General features: G+C 66.9%; 16 protein-coding genes. 8 read left to right on the plus strand and 8 right to left on the minus strand.

The features are described 5' to 3' along the window. Positions 1 to 9 precede the first annotated feature (9 nt). The 4 genes from GKO32_RS02565 (at position 10) to GKO32_RS02580 (ending at position 3,454) form a co-directional block, all read left to right on the plus strand. Complete coding sequence (locus tag GKO32_RS02565) at positions 10 to 549, plus strand: sigma-70 family RNA polymerase sigma factor (RefSeq protein WP_154755073.1); 540 nt, start codon at positions 10 to 12, stop codon at positions 547 to 549. Next, positions 546 to 1,250 (plus strand): anti-sigma factor, encoded by a 705-nt coding sequence (locus GKO32_RS02570; RefSeq protein WP_154755074.1) that lies wholly within the window; start codon positions 546 to 548, stop codon positions 1,248 to 1,250. The genes GKO32_RS02565 and GKO32_RS02570 overlap by 4 nt, the downstream gene beginning before the upstream one ends. A gap of 111 nt (positions 1,251 to 1,361) precedes the next feature. Then, positions 1,362 to 2,756: a hypothetical protein gene (locus tag GKO32_RS38300; RefSeq protein WP_154755075.1), complete on the plus strand. Its 1,395-nt coding sequence runs from the start codon at positions 1,362 to 1,364 to the stop codon at positions 2,754 to 2,756. 74 nt (positions 2,757 to 2,830) lie between these two features. After that, positions 2,831 to 3,454, plus strand: coding sequence for a TIGR03085 family metal-binding protein (locus GKO32_RS02580; protein ID WP_154755076.1), 624 nt, complete (start codon positions 2,831 to 2,833; stop codon positions 3,452 to 3,454). Here GKO32_RS02580 and GKO32_RS02585 read toward each other — a convergent pair. From GKO32_RS02585 to GKO32_RS02615, 7 genes are all read right to left on the minus strand, one after another. Beyond that, positions 3,438 to 4,028: a class F sortase gene (locus GKO32_RS02585; protein WP_154755077.1), complete on the minus strand. Its 591-nt coding sequence runs from the start codon at positions 4,026 to 4,028 to the stop codon at positions 3,438 to 3,440. The genes GKO32_RS02580 and GKO32_RS02585 overlap by 17 nt on opposite strands. Continuing rightward, a complete protein-coding gene (locus tag GKO32_RS02590) occupies positions 4,025 to 4,507 on the minus strand; it encodes an excalibur calcium-binding domain-containing protein (protein ID WP_154755078.1) in 483 nt (160 codons plus the stop codon). Before GKO32_RS02590 ends, GKO32_RS02585 begins: the two co-directional genes overlap by 4 nt. 155 nt (positions 4,508 to 4,662) lie before the next feature. Continuing rightward, positions 4,663 to 5,280 carry an SAM-dependent methyltransferase gene (locus GKO32_RS02595; protein WP_312867446.1) on the minus strand — a complete coding sequence of 206 codons (618 nt, stop codon included), beginning with the start codon at positions 5,278 to 5,280 and terminating at the stop codon, positions 4,663 to 4,665. Then, positions 5,277 to 6,434, minus strand: coding sequence for a xylose isomerase (gene xylA, locus GKO32_RS02600; RefSeq protein WP_154755079.1), 1,158 nt, complete (start codon positions 6,432 to 6,434; stop codon positions 5,277 to 5,279). Before xylA ends, GKO32_RS02595 begins: the two co-directional genes overlap by 4 nt. A gap of 13 nt (positions 6,435 to 6,447) precedes the next feature. After that, positions 6,448 to 7,266 carry a carbohydrate ABC transporter permease gene (locus tag GKO32_RS02605; protein WP_154755080.1) on the minus strand — a complete coding sequence of 273 codons (819 nt, stop codon included), beginning with the start codon at positions 7,264 to 7,266 and terminating at the stop codon, positions 6,448 to 6,450. Further along, complete coding sequence (locus GKO32_RS02610; RefSeq protein ID WP_154755140.1) at positions 7,266 to 8,207, minus strand: carbohydrate ABC transporter permease; 942 nt, start codon at positions 8,205 to 8,207, stop codon at positions 7,266 to 7,268. Before GKO32_RS02610 ends, GKO32_RS02605 begins: the two co-directional genes overlap by 1 nt. Next, entirely contained in the window at positions 8,207 to 9,502 is a 1,296-nt protein-coding gene (locus GKO32_RS02615; protein ID WP_154755081.1) for an extracellular solute-binding protein, read from the minus strand. The genes GKO32_RS02610 and GKO32_RS02615 overlap by 1 nt, the downstream gene beginning before the upstream one ends. A 189-nt stretch (positions 9,503 to 9,691) precedes the next feature. Here GKO32_RS02615 and GKO32_RS02620 point away from each other — a divergent pair, with 189 nt between their 5' ends. Both GKO32_RS02620 and GKO32_RS02625 read left to right on the plus strand, forming a co-directional pair. Continuing rightward, positions 9,692 to 10,705 carry a LacI family DNA-binding transcriptional regulator gene (locus tag GKO32_RS02620; RefSeq protein ID WP_154755141.1) on the plus strand — a complete coding sequence of 338 codons (1,014 nt, stop codon included), beginning with the start codon at positions 9,692 to 9,694 and terminating at the stop codon, positions 10,703 to 10,705. Further along, complete coding sequence (locus GKO32_RS02625) at positions 10,702 to 12,990, plus strand: beta-xylosidase/alpha-l-arabinosidase (RefSeq protein WP_154755082.1); 2,289 nt, start codon at positions 10,702 to 10,704, stop codon at positions 12,988 to 12,990. Before GKO32_RS02620 ends, GKO32_RS02625 begins: the two co-directional genes overlap by 4 nt. Here GKO32_RS02625 and GKO32_RS02630 read toward each other — a convergent pair. After that, on the minus strand, positions 12,977 to 14,164 hold the full coding sequence (locus GKO32_RS02630) for an aminotransferase class V-fold PLP-dependent enzyme (protein ID WP_154755083.1): 1,188 nt from the start codon (positions 14,162 to 14,164) through the stop codon (positions 12,977 to 12,979). The genes GKO32_RS02625 and GKO32_RS02630 overlap by 14 nt on opposite strands. Before the next feature lie 129 nt (positions 14,165 to 14,293). On the opposite strand from GKO32_RS02630, the gene dnaE reads away from it, so the two are divergent. Next, positions 14,294 to 17,863: a DNA polymerase III subunit alpha gene (gene dnaE / locus GKO32_RS02635; RefSeq protein ID WP_312867447.1), complete on the plus strand. Its 3,570-nt coding sequence runs from the start codon at positions 14,294 to 14,296 to the stop codon at positions 17,861 to 17,863. Positions 17,864 to 18,107: 244 nt separating this feature from the next. Further along, a partial coding sequence (locus GKO32_RS40405; RefSeq protein WP_376765921.1) for a polysaccharide biosynthesis protein occupies positions 18,108 to 18,224 on the plus strand: 117 nt, incomplete at its 3' end.

An 18,224-nucleotide genomic window follows, 5' to 3' on the forward strand; every position in this document is an offset into this window, starting at 1 on the left:
AAACAGCCGATGGCCGGGTTGAGGACACGTCCTCGCGAGGTCGCAGACGAAGCGCTCGTGCGCACCGTGTTCCAGGAGCACGGCAATGCCATGCTCGGGTACGCAACCCGGTTGCTGGCGGACAGGCCGGCGGCCGAGGACGTCGTCCAGGAGGCGCTGGTGCGTGCCTGGCGGAATCCGGAGATCCTGGTCAACGGCAAGGGTTCGACTCGGGCCTGGCTGCTCACGGTCGTGCGGAACCTGGTGATCGACTCGGTGCGGGCACGCAAGGCTCGCCCGCCTGAGGTGGCGGAAACGCCGACGACTGTTCCCATCGAGCGCGATCACTCGGATAATGTGGTCAACTCGATGACCGTACTGTCCGCGCTGGACAGCCTCTCGCCGGAGCATCGCGAGGTGCTCGAGCAGACGTACCTGCGCGGCCGGTCGATCGACGAGGCCGCGAGGGAACTGGGCATCCCGCCGGGCACGGTGAAGTCGCGGTCATACTACGGGCTGCGGGCCTTGCGAGAGATCTTCAAGGCGGACCGGGTGGAGGAAGCCGCATGAGTGAGCCGCATGAGCTTCATGTGGACCTCGTCGAATACCTCTTCGGTGAGCCGAGTGAGCAGGATCGCCTGACCGTCGAGGCCCACCTTGCCGCGTGCGCGCAGTGCCGCGAGGAGGTCGACTCCTTGACCGAAATGCAGACCCAGCTTTCCGCGGTGCCGCCGGAGGCCATGCTGGACGGCCCGCCACCGGACGCGGACCTGTTGTTGCAGCGGGCTCTTCGTCAGGTCCGGAAGGAATCGGCGGGGGTCCGCACTCGTAACCGGACGTTCGCGGCCGCGGCCGCCGTGGTCGTGGCCGCCGCCGCGATCGGGGTCGGCGTGCTGGTCGGCAGGACGACGGCCGGGACATCTTCGCCGATCGCGGCACCGCCGCCGGCTTCGGTGCGGCCCACGGGTGCCCGGTTCGCCAGCGGCACCGACGCGGCGACCGGGGCACGGCTGACCGTGGGTGTCACGCCCGCGGCAGGCTGGGTGCGCGTCAACGCTTCGGTCACCGGAATCCCGGCGGGGCAACGTTGCCGGGTCGTCGTGGTGGGCAAGGACGGCGCCCGCGAGGTAGCCGGAAGTTGGCTTGTTTCGCCGAAAGCGGCGAATGAGGGCGTGAACCTGGACGGTTCGGCGCTGATCGACCCGGCGAATGTCGCGGCTGTACTGGTCGAGAACACCGACGGGAAGCAGTTCGTGCAGGTCAAGGTTTGAACCATCTGATGTGAGACAGGTCACATCAACTGATTGAACGTTACCCGGTCGGGTCGCCGTCTACTCCCCAGAGAACGGTCAGATCCGGTCCCTACAAGGGGGTTTTCTGAAATGCTACGCAAACGAGCTGCGGTTTTCGCCGCTCTGACCGCGGTGGGAGTCGCTGCGCTGACCGCCTGTGGCGGCGCGGCCGAGACCGCCGCCGGCAAACCGGCCGACGGCGGCGCAGTGTCCAATGTGGCCTTTGTTACGGGCAGCGCGCAGGACAACAACGCGCCCAAGGACACCGGCGACTTCGCGGCACCCGGCACCGCGGCCGCCCAGCAGTGGGTGGAGCTCGACGCCGGGACCGCAGGCAAGCTGAACCCGGTGGTGCTCAACGGAAAGGGCTTCACGCTCTACCGTTTCGACAAGGACACCGCGAACCCGCCCGCGTCCAATTGCGACGGTGACTGCGCCAAGAAGTGGCCGCCGGTCACGGTCAAGCAGGGTGGGAAGGTTTTCATCAATGGTATAGACCAGAATGACGTCGGCTTCCTGCAGCGGCAGGACGGCAGCATGCAGGTCACCATCAAGGGCTGGGCGCTGTACCGGTTCAATGCCGACCAGCAGCCGGGCCAGACGAAGGGCCAGGGCGTCGACGGCACCTGGTTCGGCGTGACGCCCGACGGGGAGAAGGCGCAGGAAGCCCAGAACGCCACCGACCCGAGCGGCGTCGACTACCAGAGCGGAACCGCGAAAGACAACAACGCGGACCTGAACGCGGGCGACTTCTACAAGGGTTCCCGCTCGGATGACGCGGCGATGAAGTGGGTGCAGCTGACCCGGGCGTCGGCCAACGGGCTCAATCCGATCGTGCGCGACGGCGCCGGATTCACGCTTTACCGTTTCGACAAGGACACCGCGAACCCGTCGCGGTCGAACTGCAACGGTGACTGCGCCAAGACGTGGCCGCCGGTGCTGGTGAAGCCCGGCTCGCGGGTCTTCGTCAACGGCGTGCCGGCGAGCAAGGTCGGTGTGGTCGCCCGCGACGATGGTTCGCGTCAGCTCACGATCGGCGGCTGGCCGATCTACCGCTTCTCCAAGGACACCGCGGCGGGCCAGACCAATGGTCAGGGCGTCGGCGGCACGTGGTTCGCGGTTTCGCCTGCCGGTGCCAAGGTGCAGGGCAAGGGCGGCGCCAAGCCGAGTGCCCCGGCGAGCACGGCGCCGTCTTCGGCCGGCAACGGTGGCGGCAACGACCAGCTCGGCAACGGCAGCGCGATCATCGACAGCGGCAAGAACTTCGCCGAGCCGGACGGTTCGGTCGGCGTGAGTGGCCCCGGCTGCCAGAACGTTTCGGTGCCCAGCCTGGCGGTGTCGATCAAGCTCGACGGCGGTCCGGTGAAGTTGTGGAAGGGCAAGGACTGCACCGGTGAGTCGAAGATCATCACCGAGAGCGTGCCGGACCTGGCCGCGATCGGATTCGACAAGCAGGTTGCTTCGATTCGCTTCGGCGACAAGTAAAATCTCGTTCCAGCGGGGTGGGTGCTTCGGCGCCCACCCCGTTTTTTCATGTCGTGACAGGTAATGTTGACGGCATGGGTATCGCCAGTGATGAGCGCCGGGCGCTGAGTGCGCTGTTCGAGGAGGTCGGCCCGGATGCGCCGACGCTGTGCGACGGTTGGCAGGCGCGGGATCTGGCCGCGCATCTGGTGCTGCGTGAGCGGCGGCCGGATGCGATGGCGGGCATCGTCGTGCCGCCGCTCGCCGCGTACACCCAGCGCGTGCAGGACCAGTACGCTTCCAAACCGTGGGCCGAACTCGTCGAGCTGGTGCGGTCGGGAGCGCGGTTCTCGCCGCTGCGGATCCCGTTCGTCGACGAGACCGTGAACGGCGCGGAATTCCTTGTGCACCACGAAGATGTCCGCCGCGGGCAGCCCGGCTGGGAACCGCGTGCAGCCGATGCGGCGCGGGACGCGGCGGCGTGGCGGTCGGTGAAACAGGCGTCCAGGCTCAACCTGCGCAAGTCGCCTGTGGGCGTGGTGCTGCGCACCTCGGGCGGGCACGAAGAGGTGGTCAAGACCGGGCCCGACCCGGTGACCGTCGTGGGCGCGCCGCTGGAACTGCTGCTGTTCGTGTTCGGCCGGGACGCGATCCGCGTGGAGTTCGAAGGCGACGCGGCCGCGATCGCACGGTTGACGGCGCTCAGCCGAGGGGTGTGAGCTTCGCGTAGGCGACGATGTTGTCCTCGTAGTTCCGGCTCGCCCGGTCGAATGCGCCGCCGCAGGTGATCAGGCGGAGTTCCGGGGCCGCGGTGTCACCGTAGACTTCGTCGGTCGGGAAGGCCGATTTCGGGTAACGGTCGACGCGGTAGATGGTGAAGACCACGGTGCTGCCGTCCGCGCGGTGCACGATCGCCTGGTCGCCGGCGTGCACATCCTTGAGGCGGTTGAACATTCCGGCGATGTGGTTGTAGTCGACGTGCGCGGCCAGCACGGCGGGCCCGATGTCGCCGGGTGCCGGGCTGCCGGTGAACCAGCCCGTGGTCCGGGCGTCCTTCGGTACTTCCAGCTCCCCGCTCGCGGTCAGCCCGAGATCGACGATCTGTCCAGTGTGGACACCGATGGCCGGGATGTCCAATGTGGCCGGTCGAGCTGTGGCCGACGCTGGTGCCGGCGTGGAGGTGGTCCGGTCCACTGGTGAGTTGAGCGGGGCCTGTGGGGCGGGACCACATGCGACGAGCGCGGCGCCGATGGCCAGCAAGGCGGGCCACCGGCGCCAGTGCGAACGGCTCATCGCTGCGCGCGCCGCCGCACGACGAGGACGGTGCCGGCCGCGGTCCCGGCCAGCGCGACACCACCGAGCGCGAACGCCGCGCCGTTGCCGCCGGGCGCGTCACCGCCGCCGGTGTCCACCCCACCGACCGGCTTCACCTTCACCTGGGCGGTCGTGGTCTTGCTGGGCTGCCGGGTGGTGGTCGTGGTTGTCTTGGGCTTGGTGGTGGATTCGGCGGTCGTGGGAGACGGCTTTTCGGACGTCGTGGCCGTCTGCTTCGGCCGGTGCGGCAACGTTTCGCAGGCGATCCCGTCCTTGTCACGGTCGAGGCCGTTCGGGTCGGAATGATCCGCATCGAGGACTGCTTGTGCGTCTTCCTGGTATTGGAAGTCGCTGCAGTTCCGGTCATTCGACTGGCCAAAAGCGAGCGGGGCGGGGCCGAGCAGAGAAATGGCGCCGACCGCGGCAACCGCACCGAACACACGACTGATCTTGGGCATGAAGTTCCTTTTCCTCCAGGACGCAGCTATTACGCCGCTTTCGTGCACCCTGTCGTTTTCGGAAAGGAGAACGTTACCCGGGTCTTTCGAAGAAAATCCTTTTCGTTCACCGACTGGAAATGGTGATCATACGCCGGGAGTCGATGGTGAGTGAATTACCGTCCTCGCCGAGGGTGCATCCGGTTGGTCGCGGCATCAAATTCACTGCGGTCGATGAGCAGGTCGCCGTCTCGTTCGAGTGTGGTGCTGGGCTGGAGATTTCGCAAAATCCACGGCAGGTGGTTGAGTTCGAGTGCGAACCGGCCGCCCGGGCGCAGCACACGAGCTGTTTCGCCGAGAACTTTCCGATTGCCGGGATCGTCGAAATAGCCGAATGCGGTGAACCAGTTGACGACCCGGTCGAAGCGCGCCGGCCAGGGAAGCTCGCGCATATCGCCAAGTCGATAATCGACCGATACGCCCCGGGCGGCGGCGTCTTCCCGGGCCCGTTGCAGGAAAAGCGGTGTGGCGTCGAGGCCGGTCACCCGGCACCCGCGCGCCGCGAGGCGGTTCGCGATCCGGCCGTGTCCGCACGCGAGATCGAGCACCTCCATGCCCGGTTCGAGGTCCAGCAGCTGCCAGATCAGGTCGGTTTCGGCTTCGCTGCGCTGGTCCCCGGTCCGCTCGGCGTAGAAGTACAGGTAATCCGCGTCGAAAACCTCCGCCGTGTCGAAGGCCGCGACCGCGCGGCCCTCGCCCTCCGAGGACTCGCGCGGTCGCGGAGTGCCGGTCACCGAACCCCGTACAGGTGCTCGATCGCGAGCTGGTCGAGCGCTTCGAACGCCATCCCGCGCTTCGCCGCCGCATTGGGGTCGAACTTTTCCGCGCGCAAGGTTTCCAGGCTCTCGCCCGCGGTCAAGGTCGGCTGGGAAAGTTCGTCGACACGCGCCGCGGAAAGGGCGGCTTTGACCTCCGGGTCGGCCCGGAAAGCGCGCACCTTTTCCCGCAGTATCAGGTAATTGCGCATGCACCCCGCCGCCGAGGCCCAGACGCCGTCGAAGTCCTCGGTGCGCGGCGGCTTGAAATCGAAATGCCGCGGTCCGTCGTACCCGCCGTTCTCGACGATGTCCACCGTCCAGAATGCGCCGCGTGCGTTGCCCGCGCCGAAGCGCAGATCCTGGTCGAACCGCGGCCCGTGCTGACCGTTGAGGTCGATGTGGAACAGTTTCCCGTGCCACAGCGCCTGCGCCAGCCCGTGCGCGTAGTTCAACCCGGCCATTTCCTCGTGCCCCACTTCGGGATTGAGGCCGACCAGCTCCGGGCGGTCCAGCTCGGTGATGAACGCGAGCGCGTGCCCGACCGTCGGCAGCAGGATGTCACCGCGCGGCTCGTTCGGTTTCGGCTCGATCGCGATCCGCAGATCGTAGCCGGAGTCCACAATGTACTGCGTCATCGTGTCGACGGCTTCCTTGTACCGGTCCAGCGCCGCCTTGATGTCCTTGGCGGCGCCCGATTCCGCGCCTTCCCGGCCGCCCCAGCACACGAACGTGCGCGCGCCGAGCTCCGCCGCGAGGTCCAGATTGTCCAGCACCTTGCGCAACGCGAACCGGCGCACGTCGCGGTCGTTGTTGGTGAACCCGCCGTCGCGGAACACCGCGTGCGAGAACAGGTTCGTGGTGATCATCGGCACTTCGAGACCGGTCGCGGACAGCGCTTCGCGCAGCGGTTTGAGCGCCGCTTCCTTTTCCGCCGCCGAGGAACCGAACGGGATCACGTCGTCGTCGTGGAAGGTGATGCCGTACGCGCCGAGGTCGGACAGCCGGTGCACCGCCCCGGCCGGGTCCATCGGCGGGCGGGCCGCACCGCCGAAGACGTCCACACCCTGCCAGCCGACGGTCCACAACCCGAACGAGAACCTGTCTTCGCGGGTGGGAGTGTAGTCCGGCATTTGTTCTCCTCACTCATTTTCCGAAACCGGCCGTCAGTCCGGTGACGAGCTGTCGCCGGCCGAGGATGTACAGCGCCAGCACCGGCAGCGTGGACAGCAGCACGGCGGCGAGCACCGCCGGGATGTTGACCCGGAACTGGCCCTGGAATGCCCACAATGCCATGGGCAGCACCCGCTGGTCAGAGCTCTGCGTGAGAATCAGCGGAAAGAGGAACCCGTTCCACACGTTGAGCCCGTCGTACACCGCCACGGTCACCACCGCCGGTTTCACCAGTGGTAACACGAGGCTCACCAGCATTCGCCAGTGCCCGGCGCCGTCCACCCGCATCGACTCGAACAGCTCGTCCGGCACGTCACGCAGGAAGTTGGCCAGAATGACCACGGACAGTGGGATCGCGAACGCGACCGAGGGCAGGATCACCGCGAGCAGCGTGTCGTACAGGTGCGCCCTCGTGATCAGGTAGTAGATCGGGATGATCGTCGCCTGCAACGGGATCGCCAGGCCCAGCAGGAAAGCCTTGTAGGTCAGGCCCGCGAACCGGGTCCGCCCGCGCACCACGTAGTAGGCCGCGGTCAGTGCGGCCGCGACGGTGATGGCGACGGTGCCGAGCGTGACGACGGCGCTGTTGAGGAAGTAGCGCAGAAAATCGTTACGCAGTACGAGACCGTAGTTGTTCAGCGTCGGATTCGCCGGGATGGCAAGGGGATTGGCGTCGTAGAACCCGCGCTGATTGCGCAAGCTCGTGACGACGATGTAGTACACCGGGACCAGCACGATGACCAGCCAGACGAACCCCGCGAGACCGGCGGGCACATTGGGGCGGGCGCGCATCAGGCCCCCTCCAGCTGGCTGCCGCGCTGGAAACCGGCCAGCCGCGCGAGCCCGAGTGACAGGGCGAGCCCGGCGACGACCAGCAACACGGCCAACGTGCTCGCGCGGCCCATGTCGTTGTTGGAGAACCCGTTGAGATACATGTCCAGCGGCAGGAACCGGGTTGCGTTGCCCGGCCCGCCGCCGGTCAGCACAAACACGAGATCGAAGTACGTCAGGGAGCCGACCAGCATCAGGGTCGACGACGTGACGATCGTGTATCGCAGCTGCGGCAACGTGATCGAGAGGAACTGCCGGACCCGTCCGGCGCCATCGATCTCCGCGGCTTCGTACAGCTGTCGCGGGATCTGCCGCACGCCCGCCTGGTACAGCAGCGTGTGGAACGGGATGAACTGCCAGCCGATCACGAAGATCACCACATACAGCGCGAGTGCCGGATCGCCGAGCCAGTCTTGTGAAAGCGCTTTCACACCGAAGGCCCGGCTCATTCCGAAGTTGGGATCCAGCAAGGCCTTGAACGCGATCGCGATGGCCGCCGCGGAGAGCAGCAACGGCAGGAAGTACAGCACGCCCAGCAGTGCGCGGTACCGGCCACGCCCGGCGATGAACACCCCGAGCAGCAGCGAAACCGGGGTCTGGAAGATCCAGCTGAACACCATCACCTGCAGGCTCAGCCAAATCGCGTGATAGGTCGCCGGGTCGGACATGGCGAGCGCCCAGTTGCCGAGACCCGTCCACACCGGGTCGCCGATGCCGTCCCAGTGCATGAGGCTCAGCACGACCACCCCGCCGAGCGGCAGCAGGGCGAACACACCGAAGAACGCCAGCGCAGGCACGGCCATCAGCGGGCTGGGCCCGGTGCGGGGGTTTCCCGCACCGGGCGTGGAGACTGCCTTCGATCGCAGTTTTGCCGGCTCGGAGGCGATTGCCGGAGCTCCCATCACTGGCCGATCGTGGCGTTCATGTTGGTGGCGAACTGCTGGGGCGTGATCTGCTTGAGGAACAGCTGGTCCAGGTTGTTCAGTAGCGCGTCGGCCTGCCCAGGGGACAGCGCCTGGTCCCACGACAGCTGGAAGTTCGGCGCCGTGCTCGCCAGACCGTACACATAGGACAGATATTGCGGGTCGTCGGTCTTGGCGAGCTTCGCCTCGATCCCGTTGACCGGCGGCACAGAACCGTTGGCCAGCAGGCTGTCCACATAGGAGTCGCTCATCACGCCGGTGCGCAGGTAACCGACCGCGGCCTGCTTCTGCTGGTCACTGGCGTTCGCCGAGACCGACCAGTAGTTCGCCGGGTTGCCGACGATGTCCTCCGGCGCGCCCGTGCCGCCGGGGACCGTGGGGAAGGTCGTGTAGCCGAGCTTGCCACCGGAAATGAACTCCGGATCCGCCTGCTTGATCGTCGGGAACGCCCACGAGCCCATGAGGTACATCGCGGCCTTGCCGGTGAACAGCAATGCGGTGTCGGCGCCTGAGTCGGTGGCGATCGAGTTGAACCCCTTGATGAACCCGCCCGCGTCCACGAGTTGCTGGATCATCGTGTTCGCCTGGATGACCGCCGGGTCCGACCACGCGTTCGGCTTGTTCGCGGCGATCGCGTTGAACACCCCGGGCCCGCCGATGCGGTCGACGAGGTATTCCTCCCACATCAGCTGCGGCCACTTGCTCTGCCCGCCGAGGGAGAACGGTGCGATCCCGGCATGGGTGAACTTGGGCACCAGAGCCATCAGATCGGCCCAGGTTTTCGGTGGCTGCGCCCCGATCTGGGTGAACAAGTCCTTGTTGTAGAACAGCACCACCGGCTGCATGCCGTTGTTGGGCACGGCGTAGGTCTTGCCGTCGATCACTCCGGTCTGCGCGACGGACGGCAGGTACCGCCCAGCCAGCGCCGGGTCCTTTCGCACTTCAGGGGTGAGGTCCATGATCTTGCCGGCGTCCACCCAAGACTTGAGCATGCCGCCGTTACCCCAGCTGAACACCAGTGTGGGGGCCTGGCCGGCGCCGACGGCGGAGCGGATTTTCTGCTTGTAGGCGTCGTTGCCGAAGAACTGGCCGTCGATCTTGTTGTCCTGGAAGGATGTCCGGAAGGTCTGCTCGTCACCGCCGGTCAGTGCCCACGCACTGGCGCCGCCGCCGCTCGCGCCGGATGGACCGCTGCTGCCGCAGGCTGCCGTGAAGCTCAGAAGTGCGGCCAGGCCGGCCGCCATCAGCGCCACCCGGCGCTTGCCCAGTGTCATCTTCGTGCCTTCCCCGTCGAAGGGTCCGAAAAGTTTCGGAAACACTATGGTGTGGCAGGCACGATAAGCTCCTGCTTTTGTCTCGTCAAGGGCCTGGTGGAACCATGAAACCAGGGTTACAGTGAGCCGAAATTTTCCGATAGGAGGTTGGGCGTGCGGGCTGGTCAGGGCAAGCGGGCGACTCTTGCGATGGTTGCCGATGCCGCGGGGGTTTCGCTGCCGACGGCCTCGAAGGTGCTCAACGGACGGGCTGACGTGTCGGCCGCGACGAGAGCCCGCGTCGCGGAAGTGTTGCGCGAGTTCGGTTATGTGCCGCAGGCGGGTCGTCGCACGGTTGCGCCGGCCCGGGTCGCCGATCTGGTTTTCGACGATCTGCGCAGCACCTATTCGCTGGAAATCCTGCGCGGGGTAACGGAAGCCGGTGCCGAGGCCGGCGTGGACGTCGTCGTCAGCCGGCCGCCCGCGTCTGTCGAAAGTGGACCGTTGACGCCGGAGGACACGTGGGCACAACGGTTGAGGAGCGGCGGGCGCGAAGGGCTCATCGTCGTCACGTCCGAGTTGAGTCTTGCGCAGGTCGAAAGTTTCGCCCGTGCCGGGCTGCCGCTGGTGGTGATCGATCCGCTGAACCTGCCGCGCGTCGAAGTGACCAGTGTGGGCGCGACGAACTGGTCCGGCGGGCTCGCCGCCACCGAGCACCTGCTGGGCCTCGGCCACCGGCGGATCGCCTACGCGGGTGGGCCCTTGGAGGCATCCTGCAGCCAGGCCAGGTTGCACGGTTACCGCGCGGCGCTGGAGAACGCCGGCTGCGCGACCGACCCGGAACTGGTGCTGCACGGCGGTTTCCAGTACGGCGACGGACTCGACATGGGGACCCGGCTGCTCGCGCTGGACATGCCGCCGACCGCAATCTTCGCCGGGAACGACGCGGCGGCGCTCGGCGTGATGGAAGCGGCCCGCCGCCGCGGACTGCGCGTGCCCGAGGACTTGAGCGTGGTCGGCTTCGACGACACCGTGCTCGCCGAACGCTCCACTCCGGCACTGACCACCGTCCGTCAGCCATTGCAGGACATGGGCCGCGTCGCACTGCGCACCCTGTTGCGCCTCGCCGCTGGGGAAACCCTTGATTCCCACCACGTGGAGCTCGCGACCAACCTCGTCGTCCGCGATTCGACGGCCCGGATTCCCGACCAAGGAGGACGATGACGACCCGCTGGCAGGACGCGTCGTTATCCGCTGACGAGCGCGCGGAAGCGTTGCGCGCCGAGATGACGCTCGAGGAGAAAATGGCGCAGCTCGGCAGCGTCTGGCCGGGCAACACCGATGTCAACGGCAACGTCGCGCCGATGCAGGACGTTTTCGCTCGCGGCGGGTTGCCGTTCGAACAGGTGCGCAAGGACGGGATCGGCCATCTGACAAGGGTTTTCGGCACCGCGCCGGTCACCGCGGAGGAGGGAGCCGCCCGGGTTTTCGCACTGCAGAACGAGATCGTCAACGAAACCCGGCTCGGCGTGCCGGCGATCGTGCACGAGGAATGCCTGACCGGGTTCACCACGCTGGGCGCCACCGTCTATCCCACCGCGCTCGCCTGGGCGGCGACGTTCGATCCCGGCCTGGTGGAACGGATGTCGGCCGCGATCGCCGAGGACATGCGCGCGGTCGGCGTGCACCAAGGACTTTCGCCGGTACTCGACGTCGTGCGGGACTACCGGTGGGGCCGGGTCGAGGAAACCCTTGGCGAGGACCCGTATCTCGTCGGCACCCTTGGCTCGGCGTACGTCCGTGGTCTGGAGAAAACCGGAATCATCGCGACGCTGAAACATTTCGCGGGGTACTCCGCGTCCCGCGCCGCACGCAATCACGCGCCGGTCTCGATCGGTCCCCGCGAGTTCCGGGACGTGATCCTGCCACCGTTCGAAATGTCCATTCGCGACGGTGGAGCCCGGGCGGTGATGAACGCGTACGTCGACATCGACGGTGTGCCCGCGGCGGCGAATGTCGTACTGCTGAGCGAGATCCTGCGCGAGGAATGGGGTTTCGAGGGTGTCGTGGTCTCCGACTACTGGGCGATCGCGTTCCTCAAGAACATGCACCGGGTAGCCGATTCCGTCGGCGCGGCCGGTGCGCTCGCGCTGGCCGCCGGCGTCGACATCGAACTGCCCGACACCTTGTGCTACAGCACCGAACTCGTCGAGCTGGTGCGTTCCGGTGAGGTGCCGGAAGATCTGGTGGACCGGTCCGTGCACCGGCTGCTGCGGCAGAAGGCGGAGCTGGGCCTACTCGATCCTGATTGGACACCGAAGGCGGACGCGGTCGACCTCGACTCACCTCGCAACCGTGCCATCGCTCGTGAACTCGCGGAGAAGTCGGTGGTACTCCTGACCAATGACGGCGTGCTTCCGTTGGCGGCCAAGAAGATCGCGGTCGTCGGCCCGTGCGCCGACGATCCGCTGGCATTCATGGGCTGCTACTCGTATCCGAACCATGTGCTGCCCCGGTTCCCCGACTTCGGCATCGGCGTGACCGCACCGTCCTTTATAGACTCAGTGCGCGCGGAGTTCGGGAATGCGGAGATCTCGCTGCACGCCGGTTGTCCCATCCGGAACGAGGACCGCTCGGGCTTGGCGAAAGCCGCCCGCGCGGCAGAAGAAGCGGACGTGTGCATCGCGGTCGTCGGCGACCGGGCCGGCCTTTTCGGTGAAGGCACGTCGGGGGAAGGGTGTGACGCTGAGGACCTGAGCCTGCCGGGAGTGCAGGACGAACTCGTCGCCGCACTGGTGGCGACTTCCACGCCGGTCATCCTGGTGGTCGTCTCCGGCCGCCCTTACGCGCTGGGCCGGCACACCGGTGCGGCGGCGATGATCCAGGCGTTCATGCCCGGTGAGGAAGGTGGTCCGGCGCTTGCGGGCATCCTGTCCGGCCGGGTCACGCCGTCAGGCAGGCTGCCGGTGCAGGTGCCCAGGGCCGCGGGCGGTTCGCCCGGGACGTACCTGCACCCGCCGCTGGGCGGAAACAGCGAGGGCATCAGCAATCTGGACCCGACGCCGCTGTTCCCGTTCGGGCACGGGATCTCCTACACGACGTACGAGTACTCCGATTTGTCCTTGAGCGCCAACGAAATCCCGGCTGACGGCACAGTGTCCATTTCGGTCACCGTGCGGAACTCGGGCGAGTGGGCCGGTGAGGAGACGGTGCAGCTGTACCTGCGCGACGTGCGGGCTCAGGTGACACGGCCGATGCGGGAACTCGCCGGGTTCACCCGGGTCGCGCTGGCTCCGGGTGAGCACAAGCGGGTCACGTTCGCCCTGCACGCCGACCGGACCAGCTTCACCGGTATCGATCTGCGCCGCATCGTCGAGCCGGGTCGCTTCGAGGTGCACGTCGGCCGCTCCGCCGCCGACCTCCCGTGCACGGCGTCGTTCGACATCGTGGGCCCGCCGCGTTACGTCGGCCCCACCCGCGTCCTGTCCACCCCGGTCACGATCGCGTGAGAATATGGGTGAGCTCCGCGACGAGCCGTTCGATCTCCTCGTCGGTGTTGTAGTAGTGCACCGAGGCGCGGACCAGCGGCGGCAGCGCCCGCGCGGTGAAGTCGTACTGCGCCGAGCCCCGCAGGCTGACCGAGGTGTTGATCTTCGCATCGGCGAGGCGTGCCTTGATCTCCGCGGCCGGCAGCTGCTCGGCGGAGAACGTGACGATCCCGCACTGGCGCACCCCCTGATCCCGCACGGTCACGCCGTCGATCTCGCGTAACGCCGACCGCAGCCGAGCGGCCAGCGCTGTCACCCTCGCCTCGATCGCGGGCAGACCGATCGCCAGCGCGTAGTCGACCGCCGCGCCCAGACCGAGCACGAGACCGAAATTGCGTTCCCACGCCTCGAACCGCTTCGCCGTCGGCGCCACCTCGTACGTGTCCGGCGCCGTCAAGGCCGCGGAACGCAGGTCGAGCATCGCCGGCTCGAGCCGCTCGCGAAGCCGGGGGTGCACGTACAGGAAACCGGTGCCGCGTGGGCCACGGACGTACTTGCGCCCGGTGCCGGTCAGCGCGTCACACCGCAGCCGCGCCACGTCGAGGTCGAGCTGGCCCGTGGACTGGCACGCGTCCAGCAGGAACGGGATTCCGGCCGCCTCGGCGATCGCGCCGACCTCCTCGGCGGGGTTGACAAGGCCGCCCTGCGTCGGCACATGGTTCACCGAGATCAGCTTGACCCGCCCGTCGATCCGGCGTGCGAGATCGGCGACGTCCAGCTGGCCCGACTCGTCGTCGCCGACCACCTCGATGACCGCACCCGTCCGCCGCGCGATCTGCAGGTACGCGATCGCGTTGCCGGCGTACTCCGAGCGGCAGGTGAGGATGCGATCGCCGGCCTCGAACCGCATCGCGTAGAAGACCGCCTGCCAGGAGCGGGTCGCGCTGTCGGTCAGTGCGATGTCGTCGGCAGCCGCGCCCAGCCACCGCGCGATCGAGTCGTACACCGCGGCGATCCGGTCGGCCGCCGCGATCGCGGTCTCGTAGCCGCCGGTCACGGCTTCCTCGCGCAAATACCCCACCACGGTATCGGTCACCACGGCGGGCGGCAGTGCGGCGCCCGCGTTGTCGAAATGCGCCACACCCGCGGCACCGGGCGTCTCATCGCGGTACCGCCGCACGTCCTCGAGCCGCATGAGCAGCGACTTTACCGGCATTCAGGCCTTGCGGGTCCTCGTCCGGCAAGCCTGCGCAAAACTGTCGGTGCCGCGAGCTACGCTGGCTGTCCAGGTCGCGCAGTACCGTTCATGGGGAGGTTTTCGCCGGTGTCGAACGATTCCTTCGTTCACCTGCATGTGCACACCGAGTACTCGATGCTCGATGGTGCGGCGAAGATCGCTCCGCTGTTCGCGGAGGCGAAACGGCTCGGCATGCCCGCGGTCGGGATGACCGACCACGGCAACATGTACGGCGCGGACCAGTTCTACCAGGAGGCGCGCAAGGCCGGGCTCAAACCGATCATCGGCATCGAGGCCTACATCGCGCCGGAGTCGCGGTTCACGAAGAAGCCGGTGTTCTGGGGCCAGGCCAATCAGCGCGGCTCGGACGAGTTCGGTGAGGGCGGCGACGTCTCCGGTGGCGGTGCCTACACGCACATGACGATGCTGGCGCAGAACGCGACCGGCCTGCGGAACCTGTTCAAGCTCTCGTCGCTGGCGAGCATCCAGGGTTACTACCGCAAGCCCCGGATGGACCGGGAGCTGATCGCGGAGAACGCCGCGGGGATCATCGCGACGACGGGCTGCCCGTCGGGCGAGGTGCAGACCCGCTTGCGGCTGGGTCAGAAGACCGAGGCGATCCAGGCGGCGTCGGACTACAAGGACATCTTCGGCGCGGACAACTTCTTCCTCGAACTGATGGACCACGGGCTGCCGATCGAGCGTTCCGTGCGTGAGGGGCTGCTGGAGGTCGGCAAGCTGCTCGACCTCAAGCCGTTGGCCACCAACGACTCGCACTACGTGACCAAGGATCAGGCGGACTCGCACTCGGCGTTGCTGTGCGTGCAGTCGGGCAAGACGCTCAACGACCCGAACCGGTTCAAGTTCGACGGTGACGGCTACTACCTGAAGTCCGCCGCGGAGATGCGCGAGTACTGGGACTCGGAGGTCGCGGGCGCCGCGGATACCACACTGCTGATCGCCGAGCGTGTCGAGCCGTACGACGAGGTGTACACCCACACCGATCGGATGCCCGTCTTCACCGTGCCGGATGGGTATGACGAGGCGTCGTGGCTACGGGCCGAGGTCGAGCGCGGCATGAAGTGGCGGTTCCCGGATGGTGCCCCGGAGGGGTATGCCGAGCGGATCGACATGGAGCTCGAGGTCATCATCGGCAAGGGCTTCCCTGCCTACTTCCTGGTCGTCGCCGACCTCATCAACCACGCGCGCCAGGTCGGCATCCGGGTCGGCCCCGGCCGTGGTTCCGCGGCGGGCTCGCTGGTCGCCTACGCCCTCGGTATCACCAACCTCGACCCGATTCCGCAGAAGCTGCTGTTCGAGCGGTTCCTCAACCCCGAGCGCGTGTCGATGCCCGATATCGACATCGACTTCGACGACCGCCGCCGCGGCGAGATGATCCGGTACGCAACGGAGAAGTACGGCGCGGACAAGGTCGCCCAGGTCATCACCTTCGGCACCATCAAGACGAAGGCCGCGATCAAGGATTCCGCGCGCGTGCACTTCGGCCAGCCCGGCTACTCGATCGCGGACAAGATCTCCAAGGCGCTGCCGCCGCCGATCATGGCGAAGGACATCCCGCTCTCGGGCATCGTCGACCCGCAGCACGAGCGGTACGGCGAGGCGGCGGAGGTGCGCACGCTCGTCGAGACCGACGAAGAGGTCTCGACGATCTTCAACACCGCCCGCGGGCTGGAGGGCCTGATCCGCAACGCGGGTGTGCACGCCTGTGCGGTGATCATGTCCAGCGAGCCGCTGATGCAAGCGATTCCGTTGTGGCAGCGGGACGACGGGTCGATCATCACCGGCTGGGACTACCCGTCGTGTGAAGCCATCGGCCTGTTGAAGATGGACTTCCTCGGTCTGCGGAACCTGACCGTCATCGGGGACGCCATCGACAACATCAAGTCCAACCGCGGAACCGACATCGACCTCGACACGCTCGGCGTCGATGATCCGGAGACGTACAAGCTGCTTTCCCGCGGTGACACGCTCGGTGTGTTCCAGCTGGACGGTGGGCCGATGCGGGATCTGCTGCGCCGCATGCAACCGACGGTGTTCGACGACATCGTCGCGGTAGGCGCGCTCTACCGGCCCGGTCCGATGGGCATGAACGCGCACAACGACTATGCCGACCGGAAGAACAACCGGCAGCAGGTCAAGCCGATTCACCCCGAGCTGGAAGAGCCGCTGAAGGAGATTCTGGCCGACACGTACGGCCTGATCGTCTATCAGGAACAGATCATGCACATCGGCCAGAAGGTGGCCGGGTACTCGATGGGCCGCGCGGACGTGCTCCGCCGCGCCATGGGTAAGAAGAAGAAGGAGGTTCTCGACAAGGAGTTCGAGGGCTTCCACGGCGGGATGAAGGAGAACGGGTTCTCCGACGAGGCCATCAAGGCACTGTGGGACACGATCCTTCCCTTCGCCGGGTACGCATTCAACAAGAGCCACGCCGCCGCGTACGGCCTGGTGTCGTACTGGACGGCGTATCTCAAGGCGAACTACCCCGCTGAGTACATGGCCGCGTTGCTGACTTCGGTCGGTGACAACAAGGACAAGTCCGCGGTGTACCTGTCGGAGTGCCGCCGCCTCGGCATCAAGGTGCTGCCGCCTGACGTGAACGAGTCGGGCCAGCGCTTCGCCGCGGTCGGGGACGCCATCCGGTTCGGCTTGGGCGCGGTCCGTAACGTCGGCGCGAACGTGGTCGAGTCGATCATCAAAACCCGCAGCGAGAAGGGAAAGTACTCCTCGTTCACCGACTTCCTCGACAAGTCCGAGCTGGTCGCGTGCAACAAGCGGGTGCTGGAGTCGCTGATCAAGGCGGGCGGGTTCGATTCCCTTGGCAACACACGGTTGTCGATGATCCAGGTGCACGAAGACGCGGTGGACGCGGTGGTGCCGCTCAAGCGTCAGGAGGCGATGGGCCAGTTCGACCTGTTCGGCTCGGGCAGCGACGACACCGCCGCCGCTTCGTCTTCGTCGTCACCGTTGGCACACTTGAAGTTCGGCGAGGAGGAGTGGCCGCGCAAGCAGCTGCTGTCGTACGAACGGGAGATGCTGGGCCTGTACGTGTCGGCGCACCCGCTGGACGGCGCGGAGCGGATCCTGCGCAAGCACGCCCCGAAGCCGATCGCCGCGATCCTGGACAACCCACCGAAGGAAGGCGAGCTGATCGTCTCCGGCCTGATCACCTCACTGGAGCGTCGGGTCAACAAAAAAGGCGAACCCTGGGCGATTTGCACCGTGGAAGACATGGACGCATCGCTGGAGGTGCTGTTCTTCCCGAAGTCCTACGCCATGTTCTCGGCGGATCTCGTGGAGGACAACGCCGTCCTGGTCAAGGGCAGAGTGAACTGGCGGGAAGACAAGATGTCCGTGTTCGGTGGTGGTCTCGTGCCACTGGACCTGTCCGAAGTGGGCAACGGTGAGGACGAGCCGCCCCTGATGCTGCACTGCTCGGCGGAAAAGCTGGACAAGAGCGTTGTCGGTGAGTTGAAGCAAACCCTGTTGGCGCACAAGGGAGATACACCTGTCCGGCTCAAACTGATCGGCCGCCAACGGGAAACAGTGTTCGCCCTGTATGACTACCCGGTCAAGGTGACAAGCATGCTCATGGGCGAGCTGAAAGGCATCCCCGGTATCACCGCAGGCACGTGAGGCCGTGAAGAAAGCCCTTTCCGGGCCCATCTCCCGATCCCTGCCGCCCTAACGGTTGGCACGCTGTATCCAAGGGCGGGCACGGCCCAGCCCGGCCCGGCTCAGCCGCGCCCCACCCCGGCCGCTCCGCGCCCTAGCCGCGCCGGCCTGAGTTTCCATCCGCCGCCAGCCCCTGCCAGCCCGGCGCACCCTTCCCACAGTTCGCGCCCCCAGCTCCACGCATCCCGCGCCAGGCATCCGCGACGTGGCCAGGGTGAACCAGCTGTTCGCCACGCTGCGCCCGGAACTCGTCTTCCACGCCGCCGCGCACAAGCATCTTCCGTTGCTGGAGCGGCATCCGTGCGAGGGCGTGAAGTCCAAT

This window comes from Amycolatopsis pithecellobii (genome assembly GCF_009707865.1).
In the GTDB taxonomy this organism is placed as follows: domain Bacteria; phylum Actinomycetota; class Actinomycetes; order Mycobacteriales; family Pseudonocardiaceae; genus Amycolatopsis_E; species Amycolatopsis_E pithecellobii.